7 protein-coding genes and 1 pseudogene are annotated in these 10,334 nt (G+C 62.6%); 5 read left to right on the top strand and 3 right to left on the bottom strand.

Going from position 1 to position 10,334, the window contains the following annotated elements; translation table 11 throughout:
* The first annotated feature begins 601 nt into the window (after positions 1–601).
* Positions 602–1,426, top strand: coding sequence for a L,D-transpeptidase (locus ACWUKX_RS23645; protein WP_287338023.1), 825 nt, complete (start codon positions 602–604; stop codon positions 1,424–1,426).
* 91 nt (positions 1,427–1,517) lie between these two features.
* On the opposite strand, the gene ACWUKX_RS23640 is transcribed toward ACWUKX_RS23645, so the two are convergent.
* The gene (locus tag ACWUKX_RS23640) at positions 1,518–3,062 is read right to left on the bottom strand and encodes a helicase HerA-like C-terminal domain-containing protein (RefSeq protein WP_456009309.1); all 1,545 of its coding nucleotides are present in this window, start codon (positions 3,060–3,062) and stop codon (positions 1,518–1,520) included.
* Between the two features lie 258 nt (positions 3,063–3,320).
* On the opposite strand from ACWUKX_RS23640, the gene ACWUKX_RS23635 reads away from it, so the two are divergent.
* The 3 genes and pseudogenes from ACWUKX_RS23635 to ACWUKX_RS23625 all read left to right on the top strand — a co-directional run.
* Positions 3,321–4,763, top strand: coding sequence for a methylmalonyl-CoA mutase subunit beta (locus ACWUKX_RS23635; protein ID WP_456009308.1), 1,443 nt, complete (start codon positions 3,321–3,323; stop codon positions 4,761–4,763).
* Positions 4,760–6,883, top strand: a complete 2,124-nt coding sequence (gene scpA, locus ACWUKX_RS23630; protein WP_456009306.1) for a methylmalonyl-CoA mutase — start codon at positions 4,760–4,762, stop codon at positions 6,881–6,883. The genes ACWUKX_RS23635 and scpA overlap by 4 nt, the downstream gene beginning before the upstream one ends.
* 17 nt (positions 6,884–6,900) lie before the next feature.
* A pseudogene (locus tag ACWUKX_RS23625) lies at positions 6,901–7,149 on the top strand (type II toxin-antitoxin system death-on-curing family toxin); the annotation flags it as partial.
* Here the strand turns inward: ACWUKX_RS23625 and ACWUKX_RS23620 are convergent.
* Positions 7,146–7,619 (bottom strand): GreA/GreB family elongation factor, encoded by a 474-nt coding sequence (locus tag ACWUKX_RS23620; RefSeq protein ID WP_029354644.1) that lies wholly within the window; start codon positions 7,617–7,619, stop codon positions 7,146–7,148. The pseudogene ACWUKX_RS23625 and the gene ACWUKX_RS23620 overlap by 4 nt on opposite strands.
* Positions 7,620–7,737: 118 nt before the next feature.
* On the opposite strand from ACWUKX_RS23620, the gene ACWUKX_RS23615 reads away from it, so the two are divergent.
* Positions 7,738–9,114, top strand: coding sequence for a TIGR03808 family TAT-translocated repetitive protein (locus tag ACWUKX_RS23615; RefSeq protein ID WP_456009304.1), 1,377 nt, complete (start codon positions 7,738–7,740; stop codon positions 9,112–9,114).
* 7 nt (positions 9,115–9,121) lie between these two features.
* Here ACWUKX_RS23615 and ACWUKX_RS23610 read toward each other — a convergent pair whose 3' ends face one another.
* The gene (locus ACWUKX_RS23610) at positions 9,122–10,126 is read right to left on the bottom strand and encodes an asparaginase (RefSeq protein ID WP_456009303.1); all 1,005 of its coding nucleotides are present in this window, start codon (positions 10,124–10,126) and stop codon (positions 9,122–9,124) included.
* Between the last annotated feature and the right edge of the window lie 208 nt (positions 10,127–10,334).

Raw genomic sequence — 10,334 nt, 5'->3', positions numbered from 1 at the left:
AGGACATCGAATCTGATTTGCGCAAACTTGGGAATCCAGATTCAGTCAAAAGGCGAAGCGCTCTAGCCCGCAATTCTCACATTCCATGTCGCCTGCGTTGCTCTTCGGCGCGGCAGATACGGTGTCGGCCTGCGAAAAGCGTATAGAGACCTACGGTTGAGCAGCGCCACACCGTATCTGCCCGCCGAAGAGCAACCCGAAGGGCCGGTTGAAGAAGCCGCAGGCTGTGTCGCGGTGCTTGCCCGATGGGACTGCATCGCTCTGCGCGCGGCTCCTACCCTGCCGGCTTCTTGAACCGGCGCAGGCCACATCGAGTGTGAGAATTGCGGGCTAGCGCATGACCCCAAAATCGGGTTCGATTTGCAAAGGATCATGCGCAAAGTAAAAGTGCTACAGCGTCCTTTACACGTCCAAATGGGCGCACGGCGCTGTAGGCCTGTTGCCTCGGCGCAACAGGGGCGGACCCGTCACAGCTTTGCCTTTGTTTGTCCTCCGTCAGGCCAGAATCGGAACCGCCTATCGCGCCAGGCATTGGTAGGGCTGGCGCCGTACTGATCGGCATATTCATGTTTTGTTTCGATTTGAGACTAAAAAGGCAACCATGTTCACAACCGAAATCGAATCTTATCGCCTGAGCCGTCGCGGCTTTCTCAACGCCGCTGCGCTCGGTGCCGCCTCGATTGCGGTTTCCGCCTGCACCACGGTGGGAGGGCAGCCGGTCGAGCCGCCGCCGCTAACTAATGTCGAGCCGCCGCTCCTGGACTATGCAACAATGTACGCTCCGGTCAGCGACGGTGGGTTCGAGCTCCCGGGCATACCGTACGAGAAAATCGACGAGCAATTTCTGCGTCAGATCGTTCCCGATCCGACCGGCCAACCGCCCGGCACCATCATCGTCGATACGGCCGGCCACCACCTCTATCTCGTGCGTCCGGGCGGCCAAGCTATCCGTTATGGTGTCGGGCTGGGTCGCGCCGGTTTCGAATGGTCTGGCGACGCCGTCGTCCAGTGGAAGCAGAAGTGGCCGAAATGGACCCCGCCGGCCGAAATGATTGCCCGCCAGCCCGAGCTCGCGAAATACAGCGCCGAAAATGGCGGCATGCCCGGCGGGCTCACCAACCCGCTCGGAGCGCGGGCGCTGTATCTCTTCGAGGGCAACGAGGACACGCTTTACCGCCTGCACGGCTCGCCGGAGTGGTATTCCATAGGCAAATCGGTGTCATCTGGCTGCGTTCGCTTGATAAATCAGGACATTATCGACCTTTATGACCGTGTGCCCAACAAGACGCCGGTGATCGTTACCGCCGGTGTCGGTCAGGAGCTGGTTGCCACGGCAGACCGCAAAGCCATTCCAATCGATGCGGGCGTCCCGGATGGATCCATCCTGCTCGGCCCGGCAAGGTCGATCTCGGACTCGATCTTCTGAGCTGTTTGAAAGCGCTGGAGCGGCCGGCGTACCTCTGAACCCGATGCTCTTGCTTGAGCATCGGATATTCTCAAACCGAGGTCCAATACTGTCAGCGCCCTCTTGCCAGACTGCCGAGGATACCCCTCACAATCGCCCGGCCCACGGACGAGCCGACCGAGCGAACCACCGATTTGATCGCCGCCTCCGCCACCGTCTGGCGATTGGACGATCGCGGCGCCGGTGCCCGCCTGCCGCCGGTGGGTTGGGGGGCGGAATCGTCATTGCCGAAGCCTGGGATAGTCCAGCGTGAGCGGCCGCTCTCCTGCTGCTGCGCCTCTGCGTCGAGAGCGTCCTTGGCTTTTTTCTGCAGCATCTCGAAAGCCGATTCACGATCGATGGTTTGGTCGTATTGCCCGCTAACCGGGCTCTCAGTGATCAGCTTGCGGCGCTCGTCAGGCGTGATCGGGCCAAGGCGTGAAGACGGCGGGCGAACCAGCGTACGCTGGACCATGGACGGAACACCTTTGGCTTCCAGAGTCGAGACCAGCGCCTCTCCGGTGCCGAGCTGCGTGATCACGGTTGCACAGTCGAAGTCGGGATTTGGCCTGAAGGTCTCGGCGGCGGTTCTCACGGCCTTCTGCTCCCGCGGCGTGTAGGCGCGCAAGGCGTGCTGCACCCGGTTGCCGAGCTGGGCCAGAACCGTTTCGGGGATATCCAGCGGATTCTGGGTGACGAAGTAAACGCCGACGCCCTTCGAACGGATCAGGCGGACCACCTGTTCGACGCGGTCGATCAGCACCTTCGGCGCATCATCGAACAGAAGGTGCGCCTCGTCGAAGAAGAAGACCAGCCTCGGCTTGTCGGGATCGCCGACTTCGGGCAGCTCCTCGAACAGTTCCGACATCAGCCACAAAAGGAATGTCGCATAGAGCCGGGGATTCATCATCAGCTTGTCGGCAGCCAGCACGCTGATGGCGCCGCGGCCGTCGCGGGTAGTGCGCATGATGTCGGCGATCCGTAGTGCCGGCTCGCCGAAGAAATTCGTCGCTCCCTGCTGCTCCAGAACCAGCAGCGTGCGCTGGATCGCGCCGACCGAGGGCTTGGTCACGTTGCCGTAGCGAGCGCCGATTTCTTCGGCGCGTTCTGCGATGTTGGCAAGAAGCGCTTGCAGGTCCTTCAGGTCCAGCAGCAACAGGCCTTCCTCGTCGGCGATGCGGAAGGCGATGTTCATGATGCCTTCCTGCGCCTCGGAGAGGTTCATCAGGCGCGACAGAAGCAGAGGCCCCATTTCCGAGACGGTGGCGCGGATCGGATGGCCCTGCTCGCCGAACAAGTCCCAGAAGATGACCGGAAATTCCTGGAAATCATAGGGATCTAGCTTGACCTGCTCCGCACGCTTGACCAGAAAATCCTGTGGCGTGCCCATCATGGCGATACCGGACAGGTCGCCTTTGATGTCGGCGCAGAAGACCGGCACGCCGGCATTGGAGAAACCTTCCGCCAAAATCTGCAAGCTCACGGTCTTGCCAGTACCGGTCGCACCGGTGACCAGGCCGTGACGATTGCCATACTGAAGCAGCAGATTTTCGGCGCGCTGGTAGCTGTCGTCGGGCTTTCGGCTGGCTCCTATGAAAATACTGGTGTCGTCAGCCATGTGTCCGGTCTCCGCAAACCTGAAGTGTTGAAGCCCTGGTCTATTGAAAGTAGCGGGGCTCGCCGCAGGTATAATGACGCCATTGCGCAGCGACAATGGCCATGGTCGAAATTGAGTTTTTGGAGCTTGCGGATTTTGCGTATGTTTGGCAATCGGTTGACGGTTCATCGTCGCAGGACGCGTGTTGCATTGTGATATGGGACGGGGAACCGTAGACTGACGTTCCAGGCCTATCGGCCGAGAAGACGAGGAGAGCGGATGGGCGCCGGTGCCTTGAACCACGATGCCGAACTTCCGAACCCTGACCGGCAGCGGTGGCTGGGCCTTGCGGAAAAAGCCTTGGCCGGCGGATCCTTCGAGGAAAAGCTCGTATCCCATACAGACGATGGCATCCGCATCGAACCGCTCTACGACCGTTCGGTCACCGCAGAGCCTCTGGCGCGGGCAAATCCCGGTTCGCCGTGGATCGTCAGCCAGCGTATCGATGATCCGGATATCGGCCGCGCCAAAGCCCAGGCCCTGGAAGACGTCGCACAGGGCGCCACCGGATTGTCGCTTGTTTTCGAAGGCGCGCCGAATGCGTTCGGCTACGGCCTGCCGAGGACTGCCGAGGCGCTGGAGACCGTGCTCGACGGCGTGCCGCTCAACCGCATCCAGGTTCGCATCGACGCGCATCCCTGGAGCCGCGCCGTGGCCGACTGGCTGGTTGCGTTCTTGAGCAAGCGCCGGTCAGACCCGGCAAAGCTCAACCTGTCCTTCGGTATCGATCCGGCGGCGATCTTTGCCGGAACCGGCCGGTTGCGCATGTCGATCGAGGCCCTGCAGGCGTCGATGCCGCAGTCCCTGGCGCATTTTTTCTCGATGGGCGTGCCCGGGGTCCTGCTGGAGGCAGACGGACGCGTCTTCCACAATGCCGGCGCCACCGAAGCGCAGGAGCTGGGCACCATGATGGCTTCGGCGGTCTCCTATCTCAGGATGTTCGAGGAGGCGCGCCAGCCGCTTGTCTATGCGGCGCCCCATATCGGCTTCGCGCTCAGCGTCGACCATGACCAGTTCGTGTCGATGGCCAAGGTCAGGGCCCTGCGCAGGCTGTGGGCGCGGGTCCAGGAGGCATGTTCGATCGCCGCGTCCACCGCCAACATCCATGCCGAGACCTCCTTCCGCATGATGACTTCGGCGGACCCGGAGACAAACATCCTGCGCACCACGATCGCCGCTTTTGCCGCGGCAGCCGGCGGGGCGGATTCGATCTCCATCCTGCCGCATACGATCGCGCATGGCCTGCCGACGGGCTTTGCCCGCCGTGTCGCCCGCAATACGCAACTGATCATGGCCAACGAAAGCCATATCGATCATGTCGCCGACCCTGCTGGCGGTTCGGGCGCCGTTGAAGCGCTGACCGCCGAACTCGGCGAAGCGGCGTGGGAGGAATTCCAGCGGATCGAGGCGGAAGGCGGCGTGCTGTCCAGCCTGCAGCAAGGACACATCCAGAAACGAGTTCAGGCGGCGTCCGCCCGCCGCAATGCTGCCTATCAAGCGGGCGAGCGGGCCATCATCGGCACGACGCTTCACCCTTCGAAGACCGAACGCCCGGTCGAAACGCTGGCGGCGGAGCGGCGGCCTGCCGTCACCGAGGGCGTGGCGGTGTGCGAGCCGCTGTTTCCGATCCGCCTCGATCAATCGATCGGAGCAGCGCCATGATCCCGGACTTTAGCCAAATCGGCTGGTCGGCGCCGCGCCGGGCGCCGATCGAGGTCAAGGGCCAGCGGATGACCCCGGAAGGACTGGCCATCAAGCATCTGTACAACCAGGGCGACCTCAAGGGGTTGCCGCATCTCGACACTTATCCGGGCCTGCCGCCATTCGTGCGCGGCCCCTACCCGACCATGTATGTCCAGCAGCCCTGGACGATCAGGCAATATGCCGGCTTCTCGACGGCGGAAGAGTCGAACGCCTTTTACCGGCGCAACCTTGCAGCCGGCCAGAAGGGACTGTCGGTCGCTTTCGACCTCGCCACGCATCGCGGCTACGACAGCGATCATCCGCGTGTTGCCGGTGATGTCGGCATGGCGGGCGTCGCCATAGATTCCATCCTCGACATGCGCCAGCTCTTCGACGGCATCCCGCTTGACGAGATGACGGTGTCGATGACCATGAACGGCGCGGTACTGCCGATCATGGCGCTCTACATCGTGGCGGCGGAAGAACAGGGCGTTGCGCAGAAGGACCTCACTGGGACCATTCAGAACGACATTCTGAAAGAGTTCATGGTGCGCAACACCTACATCTATCCGCCAAAGCCTTCGATGCGGATCGTGTCCGACATCTTCTCCTACACGTCGCAGCACATGCCGAAGTTCAATTCGATTTCGATCTCCGGCTATCACATGCAGGAAGCAGGGGCGACCGCCGACCTCGAGCTCGCCTACACGATCGCCGACGGCATCGAATATGCCCGCGCCGGTGTCGCGGCGGGTCTCGATATCGACCGTTTCGCGCCGCGCCTTTCCTTCTTCTGGGCGATCGGCATGAACTTCTTCATGGAGGTCGCCAAGCTGAGGGCAGCCCGCCTTTTGTGGTCGACCCTGATGCTGAAGAACTTCTTGCCGAAGGACGAGCGCTCGCTGTCGCTGCGAGCCCATTGCCAGACTTCGGGCTGGTCGCTGACGGCGCAGGATCCTTACAACAACATCATCCGCACCATGATCGAGGCGATGGCGGCGACGCAGGGTCATACGCAATCGCTGCACACCAACTCCTTCGACGAGGCGATGGCGCTGCCGACCGACTATTCGGCCCGCATCGCCCGCAACACACAGCTCATCCTGCAAAAGGAATCCGGCACCACCCGCATCATCGACCCGTGGGGAGGCTCTGCCTATCTCGAACGGCTGACGCATGATCTGGCGGCGCGCGCGCTTGCCCATATCGAAGAGGTCGAGAGCCTGGGCGGCATGGCCGTCGCAACCGAAAAAAACATACCGAAGCTGCGCATCGAAGAGGCTGCCGCGCGCACGCAGGCGCGGATCGATTCCGGCGAGCAGATACTGGTCGGCGTCAACGCCCATCGTCCCGAGACGGATATCAAAGTCGACGTGCTGAAGATCGACAATGCCGAAGTCAGAGCCCGGCAATTGTCGAAACTGCAACGGCTGAAAGGCACGCGCGATGTCGGCGCCGTCGAGAGCGCACTGAGTGCGCTGAGCCGGGCCGCGGAGAGCGGCGAAAATCTGCTGGAGTTCGCCATTCGCGCCGCGCGCGCCAACGCCACGGTCGGCGAGATTTCGCTGGCTCTGGAAAAGGTTTTCGGCCGTCATGTCGCCTCGGTCCAGACGATCTCCGGCGTCTATCGCAAGGCGCTCGGCGACAATCCCGTGGTCGACCGCCTGCAGGACAAGATCGTGGCATTCGAGGAGAAGTCCGGCGGCAAGCCGCGCATTCTCGTCGCCAAGATGGGACAGGACGGCCACGATCGCGGCCAGAAGGTCATCGCCACGGCCTTTGCCGATCTCGGCTTCGACGTCACCGTTGGGCCGATGTTCCAGACGCCGGAGGAAATCGCCAGGCTCGCGGTCGAGCACGACGTGCATATCATCGGCGCCTCGTCGTTAGCGGCAGGACATTTGACGCTCATTCCCGAACTCAAGGACGCGCTGAAGAAGCTCGGCCGCGACGATATTCTGATCGTCGCCGGCGGCGTCATCCCGCCGCAGGATTACGATGCGGTACGTCAGGCAGGTGCCACCGAAATCTACCCGCCTGGCACGGTCATTCCGGAAGCGGCGGATCGGCTGATGGACCGGCTGCTGCAGGTCGGCTGACACCGGAGAGGGAGATCTATGGCGAACCCAACCTCTGCGAGCTGGCATCCGCTTATCTTTTCGGCATCGTCAAGAATCCATTCGTCGACGGCAACAAGCGCACCGCTTTTACCGCAGCCGATCTTTTTCTTTATTTCAATGGGCTAAGCATCGAAGCCGAGCAGGCGGACATCATTCAACTGGTCATGATGGTCGCGGCCGGCGAGATCGACGAGGCTGGCGCGGCAGCGTTCTTCCGCGACCATGTCGTCAAGGTCGAGGCCTAACTGGCAGTCAGCTTCACAATCTCCCATTCCTTGCCGTTCACCACGGCAATTTCGCCGACCTTCTTGCCGAACAAGGCCAGGGCCATAGGTGAAACATGGGAAATTGTGCCCTTGCCCGGATCGGCCTCATCCTCGCCGACAATCTTCCAGTGTACCTTCCTGCCGTCATCGCCTTCCAGCGTGACGCCCATGCCGAAGCGAACCAGATTGCTGCCCGATTCCGGCACGGACAGCTCGGCGCTTTCACGCCGCGCGGTCCAGTAGCGCAGGTCGCGCGAAATGAGCGCGATACGCTCGCGGTCGGCCCTCTTTTCCGCTCTGGCCAGATCATCACGCAGGGCCGCCAGTTCGGCGTCGATCAGCGCCAGGCCGCGTTGCGTCACCAGATTGCGGTGCTGACTGATCGGCCGCTCGCCGATGCCGGCGATGGCGTTTTCGCTATCCTCTTCGCGTGTGAAGGCTCTGCTCATCAGTCGAGCTTATGCCTCGCGCGGCGACTTCACAAGCTATTGCCGGCAAACCGGATCGGCCGATCCGGTCTGGCACGATTCCTGCGGCGCGACGGCCGAACGCTGGGGATCTGTGCCGATGTTGAACAGACGAAAATTTCTCGCACGAACCGCCGGCTTTGCCGTCCTGGGCCTCTCGCTCGGCAAGGCAGCTGCGGGCAGCCTGCCCGGAATCGACAATGCCTCGATGCGCGGCTCGATCAACGCTGCCGACCTCGGCGTGCGGCCCGGCGCGCTTGACGACCAGAGCAAGGCCTTCGCCAGGCTGCTGCGCGACGCAAACGACCGCGAAATGCCGGTGTTCCTGCCGCCGGGAACCTATGTCGTATCCAACCTGTCGCTGCCCAGCCGCGTCAGGCTTTCCGGCGTGCCGGGCGCATCGCGGATCGTCTATGGCGGCAACGGCCATCTGCTCATGGCCGAACAGGCCGGGCACATCGAATTCACCGGGCTGGTGTTCGACGGCACCAACCGCTGGATGGGCGATTACGCGCAAGGCCTGCTCGACCTCCGCCGCGTCGCTCACCTCGTCATCGACAATTGCCATATATCAGGCAGCGGCAAGAGCGGCCTCGCGCTCGAGCACGCTTCGGGCCGCATCGAGCGCTCGGAAATATCGGGCGCGGCCGACGCGGGAATCTATTCGGTCGAAGCCGCCGGCCTGGAGATATCAGGCAACACCGTGTCCGACTGCGCCAATGGCGGTATCCTAGTGCACCGCTGGCAAGCGGCCGAGGACGGCACCATCGTCAGCGGCAACCGCGTAGAACGCATTCAGGCGCGTAGCGGGGGAACCGGCCAGAACGGCAACGGCATCAATGCGTTCCGCGCCGGCAACGTCGTCATCTCGGGCAATATCGTCTCGGACTGCGCGTTTTCGGCGATCCGCGCCAACAGCGCCAGCAATCTGCACATCACCGGCAACACCTGTTCGCGGTCCGGCGAAACGGCACTCTATTCCGAATTCTCCTTCGAGGGAGCGATCGTCAGCAACAACATCGTCGATGGCGCCGCCAACGGCATCTCCATCGTCAATTTCAACGAGGGCGGCCGCATGGGCGTGTGTTCCGGAAACATCGTCCGCAACCTCTCGACCAGCGGCCCCTACCCTGCAGATGCGCCCGGTTTCGGCGTCGGCATCAGCGTTGAGGCGGATACCACGGTCTCCGGCAACGTCGTCGAGAATGCGCCGCTCTACGGCGTGCACATCGGCTGGGGGCCGTTCATGCGCAATGTGGTCGCTACCGCCAACATCATTCGCAAGGCCGGAACCGGCATCGCCGTCACCGTGGTCGAGGGCGCCGGGACGGCGGTCATCTCCGACAATGTCATCGACGGCGCCCAAAACGGCGCGATCGTTGGCCATCGCTGGGCCGAGCCGGTGACCGGCGATCTCGCCTCATCAGGCAATGCCGGCTATGCGCATCTGACTGTCGAGCGCAATCATGTGAGCTAAGCCGTTCTCAGCTCAATGCGGCGGTGGGGCGGAGTGCGCCGACTTTGGCGCCGATCCGGCTTTCGATGGGCGGATGTGCCTGTTCGATCAGTTTCGCCGCCAGCGCCTTGTCGGCGTGCAAAAGCCTGGCAATGCATGCCGCGACCATGACTTCAGCGGCGCGGCCAGCGCCATCATCGCATTTGAGCGCAATGCCAAGGCCAAGCTCCGGAAGTGCCGCGCAATAGACGCCTTCAGCCCCTCCCTTCACAAAAATCCGGTCGGGTGCGGCCTCCATCAGTGCAACATCAGCCCTGCCTGTGCCGGCGACCAGAAAGGGCTCGGCCATGCAGGCGGAAAGCAGCCGCTTTGCGGCCTTGGCGCGCACGGGTTCAAAGCCGACACCGGTCGCCATGCGGGCAAAGCCGAGCGCGAAGCTGCGTAGCGGCACGGCATAGGTCGGGATCGAGCAGCCGTCAGTGCCGCAATGATCGAAATCATGGGCAGCACCTGTCACCGCTTGCAATGCGTCGCGCACCATCTCCTGCGAGGCATGGCCTGATTTAACATAGCCGCGATGGGCGATGCCGGCGTGGACGCAGGTGCAGAGAAAGCCCGCATGCTTGCCTGAACAATTGTTGTGCAGTGCGTTTGGCGCCTTGCCGGCACGGGCGAGCGCAATTGTCTTCGCATGGCTGGACGGCCAATGGGCGCCGCATTCCAGCGCGGTCTCGTCCAGCCCGGCCTTCGCCAGCATCGCCCACGCAAGTTCGACATGCGCCGGCTCGCCGGAATGCGAAGCGCAGGCAAGCGCCAATTCGCGGTTGCCGAAACCGTACGCATCGGCCGCGCCGCTTTCGACCAGCGGCAGCGCCTGGATCGCCTTGACCGCCGAGCGCGGAAACACCGGGCGAGCCGTATCGCCGATTTCCCAGACCGGCTTTCCGTCGGCCTCGAAGACCGCAATAGCGCCACGATGCGCGCTCTCGACCACGGCGCCGCGCAAAACTTCGACCAGAACCGGATTTGTCATGAATTCCCCGCTAGAGCGGGATGCGTTCGATGGAACTTTGGCATCCCGCTCTATCTCTTTGTTTAGCCGCATTTCTGCGACGCCAAGCGATTCCACTTTTTGGCTGCAAAATGCTCTAGCGCATGACCTCGAAAATCGGAATCGATTTTCGAAAGGATCATGCGTAAATCAAAGTGTTACAGCGTCCTTTGCGCGCCGGAAGGGCGCG

It is taken from the genome of Mesorhizobium sp. f-mel (assembly GCF_053850215.1).
The sequence above is the reverse complement of the archived record's forward strand: the minus strand, read 5'-3'. Positions and strand labels throughout refer to the sequence as shown.